Below are 21196 nucleotides of genomic sequence, written 5' to 3'. Positions count from 1 at the left end.
GCGCACCAGAAAAGGGCGGTTTCGACCGCCCTTTTTCATGCCTGACCGTCCGGCTCGGCGTGACGCCCCTGGCTGTATTCAGGTAAACTTCCCGGCTATTTTTCGGCGGACCGCCGCCTTCAGCCTTCCGAGTGTGTTCAGCCGTGAGTGACCTTAGTCATATCCGCAATTTCTCCATCATCGCCCACATCGACCATGGCAAGTCGACGCTGGCAGACCGCTTCATACAGATGTGCGGCGGCCTGTCCGACCGCGAGATGGAGGCCCAGGTGCTGGACTCCATGGACCTGGAGCGTGAGCGCGGCATCACCATCAAAGCGCACAGCGTCACCCTTCACTACAAGGCGAAGGATGGCAAGACCTACCAGCTGAACTTCATCGATACCCCCGGCCACGTCGACTTCACTTACGAAGTCAGCCGCTCGCTGGCCGCCTGCGAAGGCGCGCTGCTGGTGGTGGACGCAGGCCAGGGCGTGGAAGCGCAGTCGGTCGCCAACTGCTACACCGCCATCGAGCAGGGGCTGGAAGTCATGCCCGTGCTGAACAAGATGGACCTGCCGCAGGCTGACCCGGACCGCGTGAAGGACGAGATCGAAAGCATCATCGGCATCGACGCCACCGACGCCGTGGCCTGTTCGGCCAAGAGCGGCATGGGCGTGGAAGATGTGCTGGAGCGCCTGGTCACTGCCATTCCTGCGCCCGAAGGCGAGATTGATGCGCCGCTACAGGCACTGATCATCGACTCCTGGTTCGACAATTACCTGGGCGTGGTCTCGCTGGTGCGCGTGAAGCACGGCTGCGTCAAGAAGGGCGACAAGATCCTGGTGAAGTCCACCGGCAAGGTCCACCAGGTGGACAGCGTCGGCGTGTTCACCCCCAAGCACACCGAGACCCCGGACCTCAAGGCTGGTGAAGTAGGCTTCATCATCGCCGGCATCAAGGACATCCTCGGTGCCCCGGTGGGCGACACCCTGACTCTGAACAACACACCCGATGTGGACGTGCTGCCAGGCTTCAAGCGCATCAAGCCGCAGGTCTACGCCGGCCTGTTCCCGGTCAGCTCCGATGACTTCGAGGACTTCCGCGAAGCGTTGCAGAAGCTGACCCTGAACGATGCCGCCCTGCAGTACGAGCCGGAAAGCTCCGAGGCCCTGGGCTTCGGCTTCCGCATCGGCTTCCTCGGCATGCTGCACATGGAGATCATCCAGGAGCGCCTGGAGCGCGAATACGACCTGGACCTGATCACCACCGCGCCGACCGTGATCTTCGAGATCGTGCAGAAGAATGGCGACATCCTCTATGTCGACAACCCATCCAAGCTGCCCGATCTTTCCTCCATCGACGAGATGCGTGAGCCGATTTGCCGCGCGACGATTCTTGTGCCTCAGGAGCACCTGGGCAACGTCATTACCCTGTGCATCGAGAAGCGCGGTGTCCAGCGTGACATGCACTTCCTCAGCGGCCAGGTCCAGGTGATCTATGACCTGCCGATGAACGAAGTGGTGCTGGACTTCTTCGACCGCCTGAAGTCCACCAGCCGTGGCTATGCTTCGCTGGACTACAGCTTCGATCGCTTCGAGCCGGCCAACCTGGTTCGTCTCGATGTACTGATCAACGGCGAGAAGGTCGACGCCCTTGCCCTGATCGTCCACCGCGACAATGCCCCGTACAAGGGCCGTCAGCTGGTGGAGAAGATGAAGGAATTGATTCCGCGGCAGATGTTCGACGTCGCGATCCAGGCGGCCATCGGCGGGCAGATCATCGCCCGCTCGACGGTCAAGGCGCTCAGGAAGAACGTGCTGGCCAAATGCTACGGTGGTGACGTGAGTCGTAAGCGCAAGCTGCTGGAAAAGCAGAAGGCCGGTAAGAAAAGGATGAAGCAGGTCGGTAGCGTGGAGATTCCGCAGGAAGCCTTCCTCGCTGTGCTCAAAGTGGACAGTTGAACCCTATGACCCTGAATTTCCCGCTGTTGCTGGTGATTGCCGTCGCAGTGTGCGGCGTTCTTGCCCTGGTGGACCTGGTGCTGTTCGCACCGCGTCGCCGGGCGGCCATTTCCGCCTATGAAGGCTCCGTCAGCGAAGCCGATCCGGCGGTGCTGGAGAAGCTGAACAAGGAACCGGTGCTGGTCGAATACGGCAAGTCGTTCTTCCCGGTGCTGTTCATCGTGCTGGTGCTGCGTTCGTTCCTGGTGGAACCGTTCCAGATTCCGTCGGGTTCGATGAAGCCGACCCTGGAAGTGGGCGATTTCATCCTGGTGAACAAGTTCGCCTATGGCATCCGCCTTCCGGTACTGGATACCAAGGTGATCCCGGTGGGTGACCCGCAGCGCGGCGATGTCATGGTCTTCCGCTACCCCAGCGATCCGAACATCAACTACATCAAGCGTGTCATTGGCGTGCCGGGCGACACCATTCGCTACACCAGCGACAAGCGCCTGTACATCAACGACCAACTGGTGGCCGAGTCCCTGGTGGGCGAGGAGCCGGGCACGCTGGGCAGTGTGACCCTGTACCGAGAGAAGCTGGGCGCCGTGGAGCACATGATCCGCAAGGAAATGACCCGCTTCCGCATCGAGCCCGGCAAGCAGTGGAAGGTGCCGGCCGAGCACTACTTCATGATGGGCGACAACCGCGACAACTCCAACGACAGCCGCTACTGGAACGATCCGAAGATTCCGAAGGACCTGTTGGGCATGGTTCCGGATCGCAATATCGTCGGCAAGGCGTTCGCAGTCTGGATGAGCTGGCCGGATCCGAAGATGCGCAATCTGCCGAATTTCTCGCGAGTCGGCGTGATTCACTAAACTTGTGAGACGCTTCGGGCCGGCAAGGTTGGAGCGATGCTAAAAAAGGCGGGGCTGCACGCGGGGAGCGAGGCAGCCCCGCTTCACTTGGACCCGCTGCGGTTGGCGGGCAAATAAGAAAGATACCGACATGAGGTCGATATGACGTACGCACGTTCGCAGAAGGGGATGTCGTTGCTGAGTTGGCTGGTAGTGCTTGCCTTCGTGGCATTCATTGCCAGCGCCGCGTTCAAGGTCATTCCGCATTACCTGGACTACTACGCCGTAGAAAAAGCGATCAAAGCCGTTGAGACCGACAAGAGCGCTGAAGTCAGTGATGTGCATTCCTTCTACGCTTATATGGAAAGGGCGCTGATGCTTAACGGCATCCGCGACCTAAAGCTGGATGAAGCGCTGGATATCAAGCAAGAGAACAATGAGTTCCTTGCCCACCTGAAGTATGAAAAACGCGAGCCACTGGTGCAGAACATTGACCTGGTGGTCAAATTTGACAAAGAATTCCGTGTACGAGTGCCGTGAGCAACAACAGCCTGGATCGACTTGAGCGCAAGCTTGGCTACACCTTCCGCGACCAGGACCTGATGGTCCTGGCGCTGACCCATCGCAGTTTCGCCGGGCGCAATAACGAGCGCCTGGAGTTCCTCGGTGACGCCATCCTCAACTTCGTCATTGGCGAAGCCCTGTTCACCCATTTCCCCCAGGCCCGTGAAGGCCAGCTGTCGCGCTTGCGTGCGCGCCTGGTGAAAGGCGAGACCCTGGCCCTGCTGGCCCGCGGTTTCGAAATCGGGGATTACCTGCGACTGGGCTCGGGCGAGCTGAAGAGCGGCGGGTATCGCCGTGAGTCGATTCTGGCTGACGCCATGGAGGCGCTGATCGGCGCCATCTATCTGGACACCGGCATGGATTCTGCCCGTGAGCGGATCATGGCCTGGCTCGGCCCGCAGTTGCGTGAGCTGACCCCGGTGGATACCAACAAGGACCCCAAGACCCGCCTGCAGGAGTTCCTGCAGTCCCGCGGGTGCGAACTGCCGCGCTACGACGTGGTGGATATCCAGGGCGAGCCGCACTGCCGCACCTTCTTCGTCGAGTGCGAGGTGGCCCTGCTGAATGACAAGACCCACGGGCACGGCGGCAGCCGCCGTATCGCCGAGCAGGTGGCCGCCGCCGCCGCGCTGGCAGCCCTGGGCGTGGAGAATGGCCATGAGTGAGCACGAGCAAGACCAGCACGACCCATCCGAGCACGATGAAGCAGGAGTCGTTCGTTGCGGCTATGTGGCCATCGTCGGCCGCCCCAACGTCGGCAAGTCGACCCTGCTCAACCATATCCTCGGGCAGAAGCTGGCGATCACCTCGCGCAAGCCGCAGACCACCCGCCACACCCTGTTGGGTATCAAGACCGAGGGTGACGTGCAGGCGGTGTATGTCGACACCCCCGGCCTGCACAAGGACAACGACAAGGCCCTCAACCGCTACATGAACCGTTCGGCCAGCGCCGCGCTGAAGGACGTCGACGTGGTGATCTTCGTCGTCGATCGCAATCGCTGGACCGACGAAGACCAGATGGTCTACGACAAGGTCAAATACGTGAGTTGCCCGGTCCTGCTGGCGGTGAACAAGGTCGACCGCATGGAAGACAAGGGCGAGTTGCTGCCGCACCTGAAGTGGCTGGCCGAACAGCTGCCCAATGCCGAAGTCGTGCCGATCTCCGCCCAGCACGGGCAGAATCTCGATGTGCTGGAATCCCTGGTGGCCGAGCGCCTGCCGGAGAGCGAGCACTTCTTCCCGGAAGACCAGATCACCGACCGCAGCAGCCGTTTCCTCGCTGCCGAGCTGGTGCGCGAGAAGATCATGCGCCAGCTGGGCGCCGAGCTGCCGTACCAGGTCACCGTGGAGATCGAGGAATTCAAGCAGGACGGTCCGATCCTGCACATCCATGCGCTGATCCTGGTCGAGCGTGACGGCCAGAAGAAGATCATCATCGGCGAGAAGGGCGAGCGCATCAAAAGCATCGGCCAGAACGCGCGCAAGGACATGGAAGTGCTGTTCGATTCCAAGGTCATGCTCAATCTCTGGGTGAAGGTGAAAGGCGGCTGGTCCGACGACGAGCGCGCACTGCGTTCGCTGGGCTACGGCGACCTCTGACCCTCGGCGCCCCGCGACCTTTTGCGGGGCGCACCCTTCGGGCGCCTGAGGGCGTTCACCTCCCGACTTCCACTCCAGGCGTAGCGCCATGAGCCTCGCTTCCACTGCCCAAGCCGCCTTCGTCCTGCACAGCCGTCCCTACAGGGAAACCAGCGCGCTGGTGGATTTCTTCACCCCGCTGGGGCGTCTGCGTGCTGTGCTGCGCGGCGCGCGGGGCAGGGCCGGTGCGCTGGCGCGGCCGTTCGTGCCGCTGGAGGTCGAGTTCCGCGGACGCAGTGAGCTGAAGAACGTCGTGCGCCTGGAACCCAACGGCATCCCCAACCTGCTCAGTGGCGAGGCGCTGTTCAGCGGCCTGTACCTGAACGAGCTGATGATCCGCCTGCTGCCGGCGGAGGATCCGCATCCCGCATTGTTCGATCACTACCTCGCGACCCTGCCGCTGCTGGCCGCCGGCAATCCGCTGGAGCCGCTGCTGCGCTCCTTCGAATGGCGGCTGCTGGACGACCTGGGCTATGGTTTTTCCCTGGACACCGATATCGTCGGCCAGAGCGTTGCGCCGGACGGTCTCTATCGCCTGTTGCCCGACTCGGGCCTCGAGCCGGTCGGCAGCCTGCAGCCGGGCCTGTTCCACGGCGCCGACCTGCTGGCCATGGCCGAAGCCGACTGGAGCGCGCCGGGCGCCCTGGCGGCGGCCAAGCGCCTGATGCGCCAGGCGCTGGCACCCCATCTTGGCGGCCGACCGCTGGTCAGCCGCGAGCTCTTCATGAATCGCAAGGACAACTCCCGTGACTGAAGCCAACCGTATCCTGCTCGGCGTGAACATCGACCACGTCGCCACCCTGCGCCAGGCCCGCGGCACCCGTTATCCCGACCCGGTGAAAGCCGCGCTGGACGCCGAGGAAGCCGGCGCCGACGGCATCACCGTGCACCTGCGCGAAGATCGCCGGCACATCCAGGACCGCGATGTGCGCGTGCTCGCCGAAGTGCTGCAGACGCGCATGAACTTCGAGATGGGCGTCACCGAGGAGATGATGAAGTTCGCCGAGATCATCCGTCCGGCCCATGTATGCCTGGTCCCGGAAACCCGCCAGGAACTGACCACCGAGGGCGGCCTGGACGTCGCCGGCCAGGAAGCGCGCATCCGCGAAGCGGTGCAGCGCCTCGCGGCCGCTGGTTGCGAAGTGTCGCTGTTCATCGACCCGGACCCGCTTCAGATCGAGGCCTCGGCACGCATCGGTGCGCCGGCCGTCGAACTGCACACCGGTCGTTACGCCGACGCGCACAACCCGGCCGAAGCGGCCCATGAACTGGCGCGCATTCGCGATGGCGTGGAATTCGGCCTGTCCCATGGGCTGATCGTCAACGCCGGCCACGGCCTGCATTACCACAACGCCGAGCCGGTGGCGGCGATTGCCGGGATCAACGAACTGAACATCGGCCACGCCATCGTCGCTCACGCGCTGTTCGTGGGCTTCAAGCAGGCAGTTGCCGAGATGAAGGCGCTGATCGTGGCGGCGGCCAATCGCTGATTGGGGTGGTTCGCGAGCAAGGGCTAGTCGCCTCCTTCGGTCCTACAAGGAGCACTGCTCTTCGTAGGATCGAGCTTGCTCGCGAACCTGTCGAGATTTAGGGCTTGCGTGCCACCAGCGTGGCGCGCAGCGGCGCCGGCAGGCCTTCGATGGTGCGGCCGTGATCTTCCGGATCGAGGAAATCCGGTAGCGACTGGTAGCGCATCCACTCGGTCGCCCGCTGTTCGTCCACCGAGGTGCGGCTGATGTCCACGCTGCGCACGTCAGTGAAGCCCGCGCGGCGCAGCCACAGCTCCAACGCCGGCACCGACGGCAGGAACCACACGTTGCGCATCTGCGCGTAGCGGTCCTCGGGCACCAGCACGGTGTTCACGTCGCCTTCCACCACCAGGGTCTCCAGCACCAGTTCGCCCCCCTTGCGCAGGCAATCCTTGAGCGCGAGCAGGTGGTCGATGGGCGAGCGGCGATGGTAGAGCACGCCCATGGAGAACACGGTATCGAAGCCTTCCAGCTTTTCGGGCAGGTCTTCCAGGGCGAAGGGCAGGTGCCACGTCGGTAGGTCTGGCAGGTAACGCTTCATGGCGAGGAACTGGCAGAAGAACAGCCAGTTCGGATCGACGCCCACCACGCTGCGCGCGCCCGCGCCGAGCATGCGCCACTGGTAGTAACCGTTGCCGCAGCCGACATCCAGTACGCGCTTGCCGGTCAGGTCGAGGTGCGGCGAGACACGCTCCCATTTCCAGTCCGAGCGCCATTCGGTATCGATGTGCACGCCGAACAGGTGGAACGGTCCCTTGCGCCATGGGATCAGCCCTTGCAGGGCGAGCTTGAGCTGGTTGCGGGTGGCCTCGTCGCAGGCGCCTTCCAGATTGAAGCGCTCGCGCAGTTCGATGGCGGCGGGCTGCAGCTCGGGCAGACGATCCACCGCCGCCAGCCAGCGTTCCAGGTCGCCATGGCCGTCGTCGACCTTGGCGGCCAGTTGCGCGGGCAGCGTGGCCGCCCAGGATTCCAGCGGTGTGCCGGCCAGTTCAAGGCCGAGGCGGTCGAGGTCGAAGCGTTCGATCATGGCAGGGCAATCAGGGATGCGAAGTTGAGGCATTGGAACCAGGGCACGACCTTGGAGAAACCGGCGGCCAGCAGGCGCTCACGGTGGGTTTCCAGGGTGTCGGGGCGCATGACGTTCTCGATGGCGGTGCGCTTCTGGGCGATTTCCAGTTCGCTGTAGCCATTGGCGCGCTTGAAGTCGATGTGCAGGTCGGTGAGCAGCTCGTGCTCCTGCTCGTCGGCGAAGCGCAGCTTCTCCGAGAGGATCAGCGCGCCGCCGGGCAGCAGTGCGCCATGCAGGCGGGTGAGCAGCTCCAGGCGTTGTTCGGGGGCGATGAACTGCAGGGTGAAGTTCAGCGCGATCAGCGAGCAGGGCTCGAGGTCCAGTTTGAGGATGTCCGCCTCGATCAGTTCGACCGGCAGCAGTTCCTGGTGCATGGCGTCCTGGGCGCGCAGGTATTCGCCGCAGCGTTCGATCATCGGCGCGGAATTGTCGACGCCGATGACGCGGCAGCCGTCGGTCTTCACGTGGCGGCGCAACGCCTGGGTCACGGCACCCAGCGAGCAGCCGAGATCGTAGAGCACGCTGTTCGGGGTGGCGAAGCGCGCGCCGAGCACGCCGATGTTCTCGACGATGGTGGGGTAGCCCGGCACCGATCGTTTGATCATGTCCGGGAAGACGCGCACCACGTCTTCGTTGAAGGTGAAGTCGGGAACCTGGGCTTGCGGCTGGGCGAAGATGCGATCGGATTCGCTCACGCTGGATGGGCCTCGTTACGCTGGACTGGCGACGGGGCGCGGCGCGCCCGGTTTGCCGGGGCGCGCATTGTAGCCGAGGCGCGAAGTGCGCCCAAGCGTCAGCCGATAAGGGTCACTTGAGCTGGTCGGAGAAGTATTCGCCGGCACCCTGCAGCGGGCCGAGCGGGTTCTTCTTGTCTTCCATGCGGCGGATGTTCGGCTCGCCATTGCTGGTCTTGTGCACGACCACGTCGTCGATCAGCACGAACACCGGGCGGAACGACCAGCCCTGCACCTGGCGGCGCTTGCGGAAGTTGAAGATGTCGGCCCAGAAACTGCCGACGCGCTGGCTGTCGGTCTTGTTGAAGTCGAAGGCGTAGCCGATGCAGCGGTCCTTGGCCTGCAGGCAGGTGACGAGGCCGTCAGGCAGGTAGTCGATGGGGATGTTGGGTTGCACGAAGAGCAGGCGCACGTCGATGAACGAGAGCATCTTGGCGTTGCCCTGGGACAGCGGATCGAAGCCCAGCGCATAGAGCTGCGACTTGGTGGTCTTGCCAGGATCGACCTGGTTGTAGCGGCTCTGTGCATCCTGATAATCCAGGAATGGTGACTGCACTTCCGCGCGTTCGCTGGGCAGCAGGCTGCCACAGGCCGAGAGAGTCAGGCAGGCTCCCAGCAACAACATCGAGCGAACTACTGCACGCATGGAGCTCCCCTTTTTCCCAGTCTCTTATAATTGATCTATAGCCGATGACAGAGGGCTCTGCCGGACTTTTCTCATGCCTTCGTGGGACTAGTCAACGGCGATGCCATAACCCTGCATCAGGGGTTTCCACTGGTCAGTGCGACGCAGTTCACGCAGGCCTTCGTCGAGGTCGGCCAGGCGATCCTGCACGCCATCCAGGCGCGGATTCAAGGCGACGTACATGGGACGTTTATCGGCGAGTTCACCGGCGGCTTGAATGCTCTGCGACAGGCCGTGGCGATGCAGGTAATGCTCGACGATCTGGCTGTCTTCGAGCAGCACCGTGATGCGTCCCAGCAGCAGCTTCTGGATATTGCGTTCGAGGACTTTCTCGCCGCTGAGCACCTGAACCTGCTCATGGTTGGAAAGGTGTTCGTCGCGCCAGGCATCCAGCTCCCGGCCGTAGGAGTAGCCCTGGGCCAGACCGATGGACTGGTTGCCCAGCGAGGTCGGACCTTGCCAGGTCCAGGGGTTGTCGTTGCGCACGTAGAAGCGCATGGTCACCCAACCGATGGGCTCCTCGCCGATCAGCAGTTCTTCTGACTCTTCGCTATAGGCGCCGACCACGCCATCCACCAGCCCCTCGCGGGCCATCTGCAGGGCGCGCGGCCAGGGCAGGGGTTCGAACAACGGCGGCTGCGGCAGGACCTGGCCGAGGGCTTCGAGCAGGTAGCCGGGCTTGTCCGGGTCGTCCGGGCAGAGGTAGGGACACCAGTCGTCACCGGCCAGGCGCAGGGGTTCGGCGCTGGCCAGCGCCGAGCAGAGGAGTAGCAGCGGTGAAGCGATTCGCAGCATGTCAGGCCCGGGAAGCGGTTTGTCCTTCCGAGTATGGCAGAGCGAAATGACGGGATGTGACCGACGCGGCGATGCCAAGTTGGCCGAGCCAGTAAGTGAGCATGATGGCGTAGGACGAACCGTCGAAGGCAGCGACGAAGCGGTTGATGCCGATCATCGAGTCGGAGCTGACGAACAGCAGCGCGCCCAGGGCGGCGAACACCCGGCTGGCACCGGCAATCGACGGCACGCCGAGACGAGCGATGGCGCGCCAGAGCATGGCACTGATGGTCAGGCTATACAGCGCGATCGGCAACAGCAGTGGGCCGAGTCCGCGGCTGTAGAGCAGGGCGAACAGGGCGCCGCCCACGCCACCTGCGATCAGCAGGCCTAGCGGGGCTAGGCGGCGGGTGTCGCCCAGGTAGGCGGCCAGGTAGGCGAGATGCGCAAGCAGGAAGGCGGCCAGGCCAGGCACGAAGGCGTTGATCGGCCATTCCAGCAGGATGTCGCCGAGCATCGACAGCACCAGGCCGACGGTAACCCAGCGGCGATAGCCGTCTGCAGGTGTACCGAGAATCCAGAAGAGCATGGCGAGGACCGGCAGCGGTTTGCACAGCATGCGCAGGGCGGGCAGGTCGAAGGTCACGGCGAACAGGTAGGCGGCACCGCCGATCAGTGCCAAGAGTGCCCAGCGCATGGGGTTCCCTCCCGAGGAAATGAGCGCCCACTGTGCCGCAGCGCGGTGCCTGGCCTACAGGCCGAAGGCGTCAGCGCGAGCGGCTTTTGGCGCCGGGTGTCGGCAGCATTACTTTACCGCGATAGGGCAGACGAAGGTCTGTGCGGGGGCGACTTCGGCTTCCCACGGGCGGCGGTATGCCAGTTCCAGCTTGTCCTCGCCGGCGGCGGTCACGCGAAAGCGCCAGGTGGATTCGCCGGCGCTGCCGACCAGGCCGGCGTCTTCGGGGTTGCTGTAGACCTCGGGGCCGAGGGCGCGCAGCAGGCCGTTGGCGGCATTGCGCAGTTCCCAGCGGAAGCCGGTGGTGGGGTTGCTCGGCAGGATCAGCACGAGTTCCTGGCCGGTGTGCAGTTTCAGTGGCTTGCAGTCACTGGCGTCTTCCAGGGTGACCACGGGTTTGGTCTGTCCGGCGCAGCCGGCGAGCAGGACCAGGGAGAGGGGCAGCAATGTGCGGTACGACGGCATGACGGCTCCTGGGAGGGGACAGGTTGGGCCGCAGGATAACGCAATCGGTGTTTCAAGCGGACTGTGTTCGCCTTGTGGGGATGTGTTTCAGCGTCGCCTCGGTGTGCGCTGCAAGATTTTGTTTCGCCCCCTCGGGCGAGTCCCTTTTGGCAAACGCCCCAAAAGGAACCAAAAGGTCTTGCCCCTCCATCCGGTTTTTCGCTTGGGGCGAAAAATACCCTCGTTGAACCGAAGTTTCAGGGGCCCGCCACGACGGGCCATCCCCGGCCCATCGTGGCTCTCGCGACATCCATGTCGCTCAACCCCTGAAACTGCGCTTCAACGAGCCTCCTGAAAGGGGCAGTTCGGAGTGTGTGGTGGTTTCTCTGGAAGTCCACTCAAGCCAAAGCCAAAGCCAGCGGGCAGGGCATGCTCTCGTGTAGGAGCGAGCTTGCTCGCGAACCGCATCGCAGCGGCGCCGGGTTCGCGAGCAAGAACTGGGCGTCCCCCTCGCTCCTACAGGTCGAAGCCCGTGCAGGAGCGGACTATGCCGATCAGCGATAGAACCTCAGCCCGGGAACAACACCTTCGCCACGTCCCCATAGCGCTTGGCGAAATGCACCGTCAGCCCTTCCTTCAGATACTCCGGCAGTTCCTCGAAATCCCCGCGGTTGGGTTCGGGCAGGATCAGCTCAAAGATCTTCTGCCGGCGTGCCGCGATGACCTTCTCGCGGACACCGCCAATCGGCAGCACCTGGCCGGTGAGGGTCAGCTCGCCGGTCATCGCTACGCCTTTCTTCGGCGCCTGGTTGCGCGCCAGGGACAGCAGGGCGCTGGCCATGGTGACGCCGGCGCTGGGCCCGTCCTTGGGCGTGGCGCCTTCCGGCACGTGCACGTGGACGAAGGCCTGGTCGAAGAAGGTCGACTCGCCGCCGTACTTCTTCAGGTTCGAACTGATGTAGCTGTAGGCGATTTCCGCCGATTCCTTCATCACGTCACCCAGTTGGCCGGTGAGCTTGAAGCCGCGGTTCAGCGTATGAATACGCGTCGCTTCGATCGGCAGGGTCGCGCCGCCCATGCTGGTCCAGGCCAGGCCGGTGATCACGCCGACGCCGGAGAGCACCTGCTCGGTGCGGAACACTGGCGTGCCGAGGTATTCCTCCAGGTCCTTGGCGCCGATCTTCACCACCGAATCCGGGTCTTCCAGCAGCTTCATCACCGACTTGCGCACCAGCTTGCCGAGCACTTTCTCCAGCTGGCGCACGCCGGCCTCGCGGGCGTAACCCTCGATCACGGCACGCAGGGCAGCGTCGTTGATCGACAGGCGATTCTTCGGCACGCCGGCCTTTTCCAGCTGCTTGGGCCACAGGTGGCGCTTGGCGATGGCCAGCTTCTCCTCGGCGATGTAGCCGGACAGGCGGATGACTTCCATGCGGTCCAGCAGCGGGCCGGGGATGGAGTCCAGGGTGTTGGCGGTGCAGACGAAAAGCACCTTGGACAGGTCCAGGCGCAGGTCCAGGTAGTGGTCGAGGAACTCCACGTTCTGCTCCGGATCGAGCGTCTCCAGCAGCGCCGAGGCGGGGTCGCCCTGGTAGCTGCTGCCGAGCTTGTCGATCTCGTCGAGCATGATCACCGGGTTCATCACCTCGACGTCCTTGAGCGCCTGCACCAGCTTGCCGGGCAGGGCGCCGATGTAGGTGCGGCGGTGGCCCTTGATCTCGGCCTCGTCGCGCATGCCGCCGACGCTGAAGCGATAGAACGGCCGCCCCAGGCTCTCGGCGATGGACTTGCCGATGCTGGTCTTGCCCACGCCGGGCGGGCCCACCAATAGCACGATGGAACCGGCGATCTCGCCCTTGAAGGTGCCCACCGCGAGGAACTCGAGGATTCGGTCCTTCACGTCTTCCAGCCCCGAATGGTGCCGGTCCAGCACCTTGCGCGCGTGCTTGAGGTCGAGCTTGTCGACACCCATCAGGCCCCATGGCACCGAGGTCGCCCAGTCGAGGTAATTGCGCGTGACAGCATATTCCGGCGAACCGGTTTCCAGGATCGACAGCTTGTTCAGTTCCTCGTCGATGCGCTTCTTCGCCTGCTCGGGCAGGGTCTTGCCTTCCAGGCGCGCGCGGAATTCGTCGGAGTCGGCGCTCTTGTCGTCCTTGGTGATGCCCAGTTCCTGCTGGATGATCTTCAGCTGTTCCTGCAGGAAGAACTCGCGCTGGCGCTCGCCGATCTTGCGGTTGACCTCGGCGGACAGCTCCTTCTGCAAGCGCGCGACTTCCACTTCCTTGCGCAGCAGCGGCAGGACCTTCTCCATGCGCTTGAGCATGGGCACGGTGTCCAGCACGCCTTGCAGTTCGGACCCCGGCGCCGTGGTCAGCGCAGCAGCGAAGTCGGTCAGCGGCGACGGGTCGTTGGGGTTGAAGCGGTTGAGATAATTCTTCAGCTCTTCGCTGTACAACGGGTTGAGCGGCAGCAGTTCCTTGATCGCATTGATCAAGGCCATGCCGTAGGCCTTCACCTCATCGCTGGGGTCACTGGGAGTGTGCGGATACTCCACCTCCACCAGGAAGGGCGGCCGGTGGCGCTTGATCCAGCCGCGGATGCGCACGCGCGACAGGCCCTGGGCGACGAACTGCAGCTTGCCGCCTTCGCGGCTCGCATGGTGCACGCGCACCAGCGTGCCGTGCTCGGGGAGGCTGTCCGGATCGAAGTGGCGCGGGTCGTCGGGCGGGTTCTCCATGAAGAACAGCGCCAGGCTGTGGTGCTCGGTCTTGGCGACCAGTTCCAGCGTCTCCGCCCACGGCTCCTCGTTGACGATCACCGGCAGCACCTGCGCCGGGAAGAACGGGCGGTTGTGGATCGGGATGACGTACACCGTGGTCGGCAGGTTCTGCCCCGGCAACACCAGCCCGGTGTTGCTGACCTCTTCGGCGCTGTGAATATCGTGAATCTCGTCGTGGTCGCTCATGAGGCACCTGACTGATTGAACATGACAGTCTAGATGGGGAAACCGACCCAGGGTTTCAATCCCATTGCTTCGATGGATGTATCCGAAGGTGTTACAACCCATTGTGTGAGAGCGGAGCTTAGGAGCGGATTAGCGGCGCGACCGCAGGAAGTCGCTGGGCGGGCGGCCGAACTGGCGGCTGAACATCGCGCTGAAAGCGCTGGGTGTGCTGTAGCCCACTTCCAGTGCCACCCTGAGCACGCTCTCGCCCTGCGCCAGCCGCTCCAGCGCAGTCAGCAGGCGTGCCTGCTGCCGCCATTGGCCGAAGGTCAGCCCGGTTTCGGCGAAGAACCAGCGTTGTACCGTCTTGCTGTCGACGCTCATCCGGGCCGCCCAGTCGGCAAGGCTGGCGTTGTCGCCGGGCTGCGCCTGGATGGCCTGGCAGAGCGCGCGCAGCCGCGGATGCGCGGGCAGTGGCAGGTGCAAGGGCAGCATGGGGTCTTCACGCAGCTCGTCCAGCATCAGGCCGAGGATGCGACCGTCACGGGAGTCGGGGAGCACCTCGCCACTGATCGACAGCGCCGCCAGGATCAGTTCGCGCAGCAACGGCGAGACCGCCAGCACGCAGCAATCCGGCGGCAGGTGCGGGGCGCTGCCCGGCTCCACGTAGAGCGTGCGTACCCGCACGTCGCCGACCATGCGCGTCCAGTGCTCCACGCCGGCGGGTATCCACAGGCCACGGTTATCCGGCACTACCCACTGACCGCTGGCGCTACCCACTACCAGCACGCCGCGCACGGCGTAGAGCAGCTGCGCGCGGTGATGGCTGTGCGCGGGCACCTGATGGCCGTCGGGGAAATCCAGGGCGACAGCGGCCACCGGACTGGCGGCCCGTTCGTCGCCGTGGTTTTCCACGGCTTGAGGTGGAATGTCCTTTTTAAGCATCTGGATGCCTGTTTGTCGTTAGACGACCACTTTCCTCCATCGTTAGGCTGATGAACAGTCCCCATCTGCTTCGATGATCCCGCCATGACCGACCTGTCCGTAATCGCCGAGCAACTGGCTCGTATCGCCAGTCTGCTCGAACAATCCCTGCCGGCGCGCGCCGAGCTGGCGCTGGAAGAGGGCGCTATCGCCCATCTCTGGGAATACCGCCAGGGCCGGCCGCGCCTGACGCCGGTGATCGAGCCGGCGCTGATCGCCTTTGACGACTTGCGCAATGTCGACCGGCAGAAGGCGCTGATCGAGCAGAACACCCGCCAGTTCGTCTCCGGTCGCCCGGCCAACAATGTGCTGCTGACCGGCGCGCGCGGCACCGGCAAGAGTTCGCTGGTGAAGGCCTGCCTGCACGCCTTTCATGCCGAAGGCCTGCGCCTGATCGAGGTGGACAAGGAACACCTGGCCGACCTGCCGCAGATCATCGACCTGCTGCGCCATCGCCAGGAGCGCTTCATCCTGTTCTGCGATGACCTCTCCTTCGAGGATGGCGAGACCGGCTACAAGGGCCTGAAGACCGTGCTCGACGGCTCGGTGTCCGGGCAGTCCGGCAACGTGCTGATCTACGCGACCTCCAACCGCCGCCATCTGCTCGCCGAGCGTGCCGAGGACAACCTGGCCTTCCAGCGCAGCGAGAGCGGCGAGTTGCACCCGGGCGAGGCGGTGGAGGAGAAAATCTCGCTCTCCGAGCGATTCGGCCTGTGGATATCTTTCTATGCCTTCAGCCAGGAGCAGTACCTGGAGGCGGTCGCGCGCTGGCTGGAATACCACGGCCTGGGCGGCGTTGCGCAGGAGGAGTGGGAACAGGCGGCGATCCGCTGGGCGACCCATCGCGGGTCGCGGTCCGGGCGGATCGCCGCGCAGTTCGCCCGGGATTTCGCCGGGCGTCGGCCTTAGCCTTTAGAACGCCACTTTTACCCCCGCCTGGATGCCACGCCCGCCAGCCGGCACGCTGTCGCGCAGGATGGAGCTGGCGTAGCGCACGGTCTGGTTGGTCAGGTTCTCGCCCTTGACGAAGGCCAGCCAGCGGCTGTCGCCCAGGTCGAAGCGGTAGCCGAGGCTGGCGCCGAGGGTGGTATAGCCGTCGGTGCGCAGCTCGTTCTCCGGCACGCGGTTCTGGTCGGCGGCGTATTCCACGTCGACCCGCGCCTGCCACTGCTGCAATTCCCACAGCAGTGCGCTGTTCAGGCGCAGCGGGGCGATGCGCGGCAGCGCTTCGCCGGTGTCCTTGTTCTTGGCGCGGGTGTAGTCGCCGGACAGTTCCAGATCGAAGCGGCCGTAGGGGCTGTCCAGCAGGTGGATGCGGTCCTGCGCCTCGACGCCGTAGAAGTCGGCCTTCACGCCGCTGTAGAGATATTCGGGCAGCGCTTCGTCGTCACCGGCATCCACCACCGCACCTTCCTCGTCGCGGTAGCGACCGCTGGCCAGCAGGCCGATGTAGTTGGAGAAGCGGCTGTAGAACACGCCGACGCTGCCCTTGTGCCCGCCGCTGTCGAAGCGCAGGGCGAGGTCGGTGGAAACGGCTTTTTCCTTGCTCGCGTCCGCGTCGCCCACTTCATAGGTGCCGGTCGCCGCGTGAGCGCCGTTGGCGTAGAGCTCGTAGAAGGTCGGTGCGCGTTCGGTGTAGGCGAGGGTGGCGGCCAGCGACCAGATCGGCGTCAGCTTGTACACCGCGCCGCTTGACAGGCTGCCGGCAGTGAAGCTGCGTGAACCGTCGTTTTCGGCGAAACGCTCGTTGTCCTTGGCATTGGGGTCGATGCGCGTGTGCTCGGCGCGACCGCCCAGGTTCAGCGCCAGGCGCTCGGTGGCCTGCCAGTTCTCCAGGAAGAACAGCGCTGCACTGTCGGTCTCGGTATGCGGCACGAAGGCCTCTTCGCCCAGCGCGGAGAAGCGGCTGTTGGCGACCTGCGCGCCGACGATGCCTTCCACTGGTCCGATCGGTTTATGCCGGGCTTCGATACGCGCCTCGTAGCCGTCGTTCTTGAAGGTGGTGCCAGTCTCGCCGTCTTCGATTTCCTTGTGCTGGTACTCGGTGTAGGCCGCGTCCAGCTTCACCGAGCTGAAGGGGCCGTCGAGGTCGCGGATTTCCGAGGCGAAGGCGTAACGATCCTGTTGCATCTTCAGGCGTACGTCGTCCTCGGCGGGCGAGCCGTAGTTGCTGTCGTAGCCGCTGTAGGACAGGCCCGCATAGCCGTGATCCCAGTGGTAGCTGCCACCGATGGCGCCGCTGTCCTGGCGGCCGTCGCTATTGTTGACGCGGTGCTTCGAGTCGTCGCCGTCCACTTGGCGTTGGCGCGCCGAGTGGGCGTAGCCGGGGATACGCAAGTCGTTGAACTCGCGGGAGCCGGCGTCGAGGTGCAGGGCGAAGTTGCCGTCGCCGGCTTCGAGCGCGCCGGCAGCGCTGCGGGTGGTGTCCGAGCCGCCGTAGCGCAGCTCGCCCTGGCCGTGGATGCCGTCCACCGCTTCGCTGGGAATGCGGTTGTCGAAACTGTTGACCACGCCGCCGATGGCGTTGCCGCCGTAGAGCAGGGCGGCCGGGCCGCGCACGACCTCGATGCGCTCGACCACGTTGGGGTCTTCCGGCACGGCGTGGTCGTAGGACAGCGACGAGGCGTCCAGCGCGCCGACGCCATTGCGCAGGATGCGGATGCGGTCGCCGTCCATGCCGCGGATCACCGGGCGGCTGGCGCCGGGGCCGAACCAGGTGGAGGACATGCCCGGCGTGCCATTGAGCGTTTCGCCCAGGCTGCCTTTCTGGCGCAGGGTCAGTTCGTCGCCCTGCAGCACGCTGCTGGGCGCCGCGGGGGAGGAATCGCCCAGCGGGTTGGCGGTAATCACCTGCGGCTCCAGTTCGGTGGGGGCGGCATCGGCCAGCGAAGGCGCACCGGCGCAGAGGGCGATGCCCAGCGGTGCGAAACGCCAGCGTGGACGGGGAAGGGATGGGGACATGACGAACTCCTGGTTTTTCTTCTGGCAAAGCGAACCCCTCCCTCGTGGTCAGGGATGTGCCAGGCGGCGGGAAGAGGAAAATGGGGAAGTGTTATTTGTTATAACATAACATATTCATCGGTTAGCAAGACTTTCCTGTTTAGATGATTTCGTGCGGAGTCCGGTGCCGAGTTGCGCCGGGTTGCACCTGCTGGCTGGGCAGGTCGATGGAATTTTCGTACCATGCTCAAAATTTGATCAGATCGCGCCATGTTCGATACCCGTCTCGCCACGTTGCCCGACCAGGCTGACCAGCACGCCCATGACCATCACCAGTTGGTGATGTCCCTGAGCGGCCGTGCGGAGTTCGAGATAGGCGGTACCGCCGGCGAGGTCTGCCGTATGCGCGCATGCCTGGTGCCAGGAGATGTCGGGCACCAGTTCGCCGGGCTGGGCGACAACCGGATGCTGATCGTCGATCTGACCGAGGCAGGTACCGGCGAGCAGGACCGCGAATTGCTGGCGAGGCTGTTCGAAATGCCGCGCTACCCGACGCTGGATGCGGACTTCCAGAACCTGCTCAGCTACGCCGGGGCGGAAATCGCCCGCTACGGCGATGACCCGCTGCTCGCCCGTGCCCTGGGCGGCGTGTTGCTGCGAGCATTGCACCTGCGGCTGTTCGGCGAAGACCGTGCGCCGCGCAACGGGCCGCTGGACCTGGAGCGGCTGGACGGCTATATCGCCGAGCACCTTTCCCGGCGCATTACCGTGGCGGAGCTGGCGCAGGTCGCCTGCCTGAGTCCGAGCCATTTCCATGCGCAGTTCAAGGACCGTGTCGGCCTCACGCCGCACCAGTACCTGCTGCGCCAGCGCCTCGACCGCGCCGCGCGCCTGCTGCGGGAAACCGAGCTGCCATTGGTCGGCGTAGCCGGGGAATGTGGGTTCTCCAGCCAGAGCGCATTGACCACCGCGATGCGTCGTTACCTGGGTTTGACCCCCGGCAACCTGCGCCGCTGCTGAATTGCGGGCCTGCGCACCGTGAATTGCTGATCGAATGGACAGGTATTGCCCTTCGGGCGCCGGAGTCTTTTGCAAGAACTCCAGAGCTTTCAGCAAGAATTCCTTTGGGTGCAACCCATAGAGTCCGCCCACCGCGTTGCTGGTGTTCCAAGGTGCAACCCGGTCAGACCAAGAACAACAGCCAGCTCGATACGCGGGAGGGGCGCCATGCCCATCACCGGTTCTGTCTTTGCCTGTCGCGCGCCTGCACCTGGCCGCGCCACTTCCTTCACGGCCCGGCCTGCAGCGCCTGCCCGTGGCCTCGCGCCGTCACCGGTCGGACCGGTGCAACCGCATCGCCTGCTTTCTGTACAATCCGCGCCCTCGCGCGCCGGCCACTCCCTGCCGCTTTTTCATGCGTGCGTGTGCTCAATTTCAGTCACTGCCGATGAGCTTCGTCGCCAGCCCCGTATTGTGCGGCTGGAGATAACTCGACGGGAGCAGGACGCCGACTCCGGCGCCTGAGGGATGACCGGGCAACGCCCGGAAAACGCCCCGCACCTCGCCTACCGGCGAAAGCGGGGCGGAAGTCGCCGTGGTGAGACGGCGGCTGCAGGATGACGCCAGCAAGGATGAGGGCGTGCCTGCGTCGGGACGCGTAGAGGTTCGGTGCCTGTTTGGCATCACGCGCAACCCGGTTTGCCTGTGAGCAAGCGCTAACCGGTCGGCGTCAACCACGCCGGCTGCCAGTCAAGGGTTCGCGATACCCCGCGAACCTGGATAAAAACAAGCTGTAGGGGAGCCCCCATGAGCGTCAACACGCCAACACTGATCACCTTCGTGATCTACATCGCGGCCATGGTTCTGATCGGCTTGGCCGCCTATCGTTCGACCAACAACTTCTCCGACTACATCCTCGGTGGCCGCAGCCTCGGCAGTTTCGTCACCGCGCTGTCGGCCGGTGCTTCGGACATGAGCGGCTGGCTGCTGATGGGCCTGCCCGGTGCCATCTACCTGTCGGGCATCTCGGAAAGCTGGATCGCCATCGGCCTGATCTGCGGCGCCTACCTGAACTGGCTGTTCGTCGCCGGGCGCCTGCGCGTGCACACCGAGCACAACGGCAACGCGCTGACCCTGCCGGATTACTTCAGCACCCGCTTCGAGGACAACAGCCGCATCCTGCGGGTGATCTCGGCGCTGGTGATCCTGGTGTTCTTCACCATCTACTGCGCCTCCGGCATCGTCGCCGGCGCCCGCCTGTTCGAAAGCACCTTCGGCATGTCCTACGAGACCGCCCTGTGGGCCGGTGCCGCCGCGACCATCGCCTACACCTTCGTCGGTGGCTTCCTGGCGGTGAGCTGGACCGACACCGTGCAGGCCTCGCTGATGATCTTCGCGCTGATCCTCACCCCGGTGATCGTGCTGTTCGCCACCGGTGGCGTGGAACCGACCTTCGCTGCCATCGAGCTCAAGGACGCCGCCAACTTCGACATGTTCAAGGGCGCTTCCTTCGTCGGCGTGCTGTCGCTGATGGCCTGGGGCCTGGGCTACTTCGGCCAGCCGCATATCCTGGCGCGCTTCATGGCGGCTGATTCGGTGAAGTCGATCCCGGCTGCCCGCCGCATCTCCATGACCTGGATGATCCTCTGCCTGGGTGGCGCCGTCGCCGTGGGCTTCTTCGGCATCGCCTACTTCCAGGCGCACCCGGAGCAGGCTGGCGCGGTGGGTGAAAACCACGAGCGTGTGTTCATCGAACTGGCCAAGATCCTGTTCAACCCGTGGATCGCCGGCGTGCTGCTGTCCGCCATCCTCGCCGCGGTAATGAGCACCCTGAGCTGCCAACTGCTGGTGTGCTCCTCGGCGCTGACCGAAGACTTCTACAAGGCCTTCCTGCGCAAGAACGCCAGCCAGCTCGAGCTGGTCTGGGTCGGTCGCGCCATGGTGCTGCTGGTGGCGCTGGTGTCCATCGCACTGGCTGCCAACCCGGAAAACCGCGTCCTGGGCCTGGTGTCCTACGCCTGGGCCGGCTTCGGTGCCGCCTTCGGTCCGCTGGTGCTGTTCTCCGTGCTCTGGAAGGGCATGACCCGCAACGGCGCGCTGGCCGGCATCATCGTCGGTGCGGTCACCGTGATCGTCTGGAAGCAGTTCGGCTGGCTCGGCCTGTACGAGATCATTCCTGGCTTCATTCTCTCCAGCCTCTCCATCGTGGTGTTCAGCCTGATCGGCTCGGCACCGTCGAAGGCGATGATCCAGCGCTTCGAGGAAGCCGAGGCGGAATACGCCGAGGCGACTCAGCCGGCCGGTGCTGCCGTGACCAGCCGCTGATCCTGAGCTGAATGAAAAAGGCCGCGCTCCCGCAAGGGGCGCGGCC

At 64.5% G+C, this 21196-nt stretch carries 19 protein-coding genes; 10 read left to right on the top strand and 9 right to left on the bottom strand.

The features are described from left to right. The first annotated feature begins 143 nt into the window (after positions 1–143). From lepA to pdxJ, 7 genes are all read left to right on the top strand, one after another. Positions 144–1943: a translation elongation factor 4 gene (gene lepA / locus PNI01S_RS25410; protein WP_084359655.1), complete on the top strand. Its 1800-nt coding sequence runs from the start codon at positions 144–146 to the stop codon at positions 1941–1943. 5 nt (positions 1944–1948) lie between these two features. Next, positions 1949–2803, top strand: coding sequence for a signal peptidase I (gene lepB / locus PNI01S_RS25405; protein ID WP_024765540.1), 855 nt, complete (start codon positions 1949–1951; stop codon positions 2801–2803). Positions 2804–2944: 141 nt separating this feature from the next. Next, the gene (locus PNI01S_RS25400) at positions 2945–3322 is read left to right on the top strand and encodes a DUF4845 domain-containing protein (RefSeq protein WP_024765541.1); all 378 of its coding nucleotides are present in this window, start codon (positions 2945–2947) and stop codon (positions 3320–3322) included. Then, positions 3319–4011: a ribonuclease III gene (gene rnc / locus PNI01S_RS25395; protein ID WP_024765542.1), complete on the top strand. Its 693-nt coding sequence runs from the start codon at positions 3319–3321 to the stop codon at positions 4009–4011. Before PNI01S_RS25400 ends, rnc begins: the two co-directional genes overlap by 4 nt. Then, entirely contained in the window at positions 4004–4945 is a 942-nt protein-coding gene (gene era, locus PNI01S_RS25390) for a GTPase Era (RefSeq protein ID WP_024765543.1), read from the top strand. Before rnc ends, era begins: the two co-directional genes overlap by 8 nt. An 88-nt stretch (positions 4946–5033) precedes the next feature. After that, the gene (recO, locus tag PNI01S_RS25385; RefSeq protein ID WP_084359654.1) at positions 5034–5738 is read left to right on the top strand and encodes a DNA repair protein RecO; all 705 of its coding nucleotides are present in this window, start codon (positions 5034–5036) and stop codon (positions 5736–5738) included. Next, positions 5731–6474 (top strand): pyridoxine 5'-phosphate synthase, encoded by a 744-nt coding sequence (gene pdxJ / locus PNI01S_RS25380; RefSeq protein WP_024765545.1) that lies wholly within the window; start codon positions 5731–5733, stop codon positions 6472–6474. The genes recO and pdxJ overlap by 8 nt, the downstream gene beginning before the upstream one ends. A gap of 97 nt (positions 6475–6571) precedes the next feature. Here the strand turns inward: pdxJ and cmoB are convergent, their stop codons facing one another. The 8 genes from cmoB to PNI01S_RS25340 form a co-directional block, all read right to left on the bottom strand. After that, positions 6572–7540 carry a tRNA 5-methoxyuridine(34)/uridine 5-oxyacetic acid(34) synthase CmoB gene (gene cmoB, locus PNI01S_RS25375; RefSeq protein WP_024765546.1) on the bottom strand — a complete coding sequence of 323 codons (969 nt, stop codon included), beginning with the start codon at positions 7538–7540 and terminating at the stop codon, positions 6572–6574. After that, positions 7537–8277: a carboxy-S-adenosyl-L-methionine synthase CmoA gene (cmoA, locus tag PNI01S_RS25370; RefSeq protein WP_024765547.1), complete on the bottom strand. Its 741-nt coding sequence runs from the start codon at positions 8275–8277 to the stop codon at positions 7537–7539. Before cmoA ends, cmoB begins: the two co-directional genes overlap by 4 nt. Positions 8278–8389: 112 nt before the next feature. Continuing rightward, positions 8390–8962, bottom strand: a complete 573-nt coding sequence (locus PNI01S_RS25365; RefSeq protein ID WP_026078837.1) for a hypothetical protein — start codon at positions 8960–8962, stop codon at positions 8390–8392. 87 nt (positions 8963–9049) lie between these two features. Continuing rightward, positions 9050–9796: a substrate-binding periplasmic protein gene (locus PNI01S_RS25360; RefSeq protein ID WP_084359653.1), complete on the bottom strand. Its 747-nt coding sequence runs from the start codon at positions 9794–9796 to the stop codon at positions 9050–9052. A gap of 1 nt (position 9797) precedes the next feature. After that, positions 9798–10472, bottom strand: coding sequence for a lysoplasmalogenase (locus PNI01S_RS25355; RefSeq protein WP_084359652.1), 675 nt, complete (start codon positions 10470–10472; stop codon positions 9798–9800). 108 nt (positions 10473–10580) lie between these two features. Next, a complete protein-coding gene (locus PNI01S_RS25350) occupies positions 10581–10976 on the bottom strand; it encodes a protease inhibitor I42 family protein (protein ID WP_024765550.1) in 396 nt (131 codons plus the stop codon). Positions 10977–11523: 547 nt separating this feature from the next. Beyond that, positions 11524–13923 (bottom strand): endopeptidase La, encoded by a 2400-nt coding sequence (lon, locus tag PNI01S_RS25345; RefSeq protein WP_084359651.1) that lies wholly within the window; start codon positions 13921–13923, stop codon positions 11524–11526. A gap of 129 nt (positions 13924–14052) precedes the next feature. Next, a complete protein-coding gene (locus tag PNI01S_RS25340) occupies positions 14053–14847 on the bottom strand; it encodes an AraC family transcriptional regulator (RefSeq protein WP_024765552.1) in 795 nt (264 codons plus the stop codon). Between the two features lie 84 nt (positions 14848–14931). Between PNI01S_RS25340 and PNI01S_RS25335 the strand changes: the two genes are divergently transcribed. Next, on the top strand, positions 14932–15795 hold the full coding sequence (locus PNI01S_RS25335) for an ATP-binding protein (RefSeq protein WP_084359650.1): 864 nt from the start codon (positions 14932–14934) through the stop codon (positions 15793–15795). A gap of 3 nt (positions 15796–15798) precedes the next feature. Here PNI01S_RS25335 and PNI01S_RS25330 read toward each other — a convergent pair whose 3' ends face one another. Then, the gene (locus PNI01S_RS25330; protein ID WP_084359649.1) at positions 15799–17847 is read right to left on the bottom strand and encodes a TonB-dependent receptor; all 2049 of its coding nucleotides are present in this window, start codon (positions 17845–17847) and stop codon (positions 15799–15801) included. Between the two features lie 249 nt (positions 17848–18096). Between PNI01S_RS25330 and PNI01S_RS25325 the strand changes: the two genes are divergently transcribed. Beyond that, complete coding sequence (locus PNI01S_RS25325; protein ID WP_037012213.1) at positions 18097–18846, top strand: AraC family transcriptional regulator; 750 nt, start codon at positions 18097–18099, stop codon at positions 18844–18846. A gap of 786 nt (positions 18847–19632) precedes the next feature. After that, complete coding sequence (putP, locus tag PNI01S_RS25320; protein ID WP_024765555.1) at positions 19633–21150, top strand: sodium/proline symporter PutP; 1518 nt, start codon at positions 19633–19635, stop codon at positions 21148–21150. Positions 21151–21196 lie beyond the last annotated feature (46 nt).

This window comes from Pseudomonas nitroreducens NBRC 12694, assembly GCF_002091755.1.
In the GTDB taxonomy this organism is placed as follows: Bacteria; Pseudomonadota; Gammaproteobacteria; order Pseudomonadales; family Pseudomonadaceae; genus Pseudomonas; species Pseudomonas nitroreducens.
Note: the sequence above shows the minus strand (reverse complement) of the source record. Positions and strands in the feature narration are given on the sequence as shown.

What these genes read in the sequence shown, in the direction of transcription:
- lepB (WP_024765540.1), top strand. Translation starts at nt 1,949, where the DNA reads ATGACCCTGAATTTCCCGCTGTTGCTGGTGATTGCCGTCGCAGTGTGC.
- PNI01S_RS25400 (WP_024765541.1), top strand. Translation starts at nt 2,945, where the DNA reads ATGACGTACGCACGTTCGCAGAAGGGGATGTCGTTGCTGAGTTGGCTG.
- era (WP_024765543.1), top strand. Translation starts at nt 4,004, where the DNA reads ATGAGTGAGCACGAGCAAGACCAGCACGACCCATCCGAGCACGATGAA.
- recO (WP_084359654.1), top strand. Translation starts at nt 5,034, where the DNA reads ATGAGCCTCGCTTCCACTGCCCAAGCCGCCTTCGTCCTGCACAGCCGT.
- cmoB (WP_024765546.1), bottom strand. Translation starts at nt 7,540, where the DNA reads ATGATCGAACGCTTCGACCTCGACCGCCTCGGCCTTGAACTGGCCGGC.
- PNI01S_RS25365 (WP_026078837.1), bottom strand. Translation starts at nt 8,962, where the DNA reads ATGCGTGCAGTAGTTCGCTCGATGTTGTTGCTGGGAGCCTGCCTGACT.
- PNI01S_RS25360 (WP_084359653.1), bottom strand. Translation starts at nt 9,796, where the DNA reads ATGCTGCGAATCGCTTCACCGCTGCTACTCCTCTGCTCGGCGCTGGCC.
- PNI01S_RS25355 (WP_084359652.1), bottom strand. Translation starts at nt 10,472, where the DNA reads ATGCGCTGGGCACTCTTGGCACTGATCGGCGGTGCCGCCTACCTGTTC.
- PNI01S_RS25350 (WP_024765550.1), bottom strand. Translation starts at nt 10,976, where the DNA reads ATGCCGTCGTACCGCACATTGCTGCCCCTCTCCCTGGTCCTGCTCGCC.
- lon (WP_084359651.1), bottom strand. Translation starts at nt 13,923, where the DNA reads ATGAGCGACCACGACGAGATTCACGATATTCACAGCGCCGAAGAGGTC.
- PNI01S_RS25340 (WP_024765552.1), bottom strand. Translation starts at nt 14,847, where the DNA reads ATGCTTAAAAAGGACATTCCACCTCAAGCCGTGGAAAACCACGGCGAC.
- PNI01S_RS25335 (WP_084359650.1), top strand. Translation starts at nt 14,932, where the DNA reads ATGACCGACCTGTCCGTAATCGCCGAGCAACTGGCTCGTATCGCCAGT.
- PNI01S_RS25330 (WP_084359649.1), bottom strand. Translation starts at nt 17,847, where the DNA reads ATGTCCCCATCCCTTCCCCGTCCACGCTGGCGTTTCGCACCGCTGGGC.
- PNI01S_RS25325 (WP_037012213.1), top strand. Translation starts at nt 18,097, where the DNA reads ATGTTCGATACCCGTCTCGCCACGTTGCCCGACCAGGCTGACCAGCAC.
- putP (WP_024765555.1), top strand. Translation starts at nt 19,633, where the DNA reads ATGAGCGTCAACACGCCAACACTGATCACCTTCGTGATCTACATCGCG.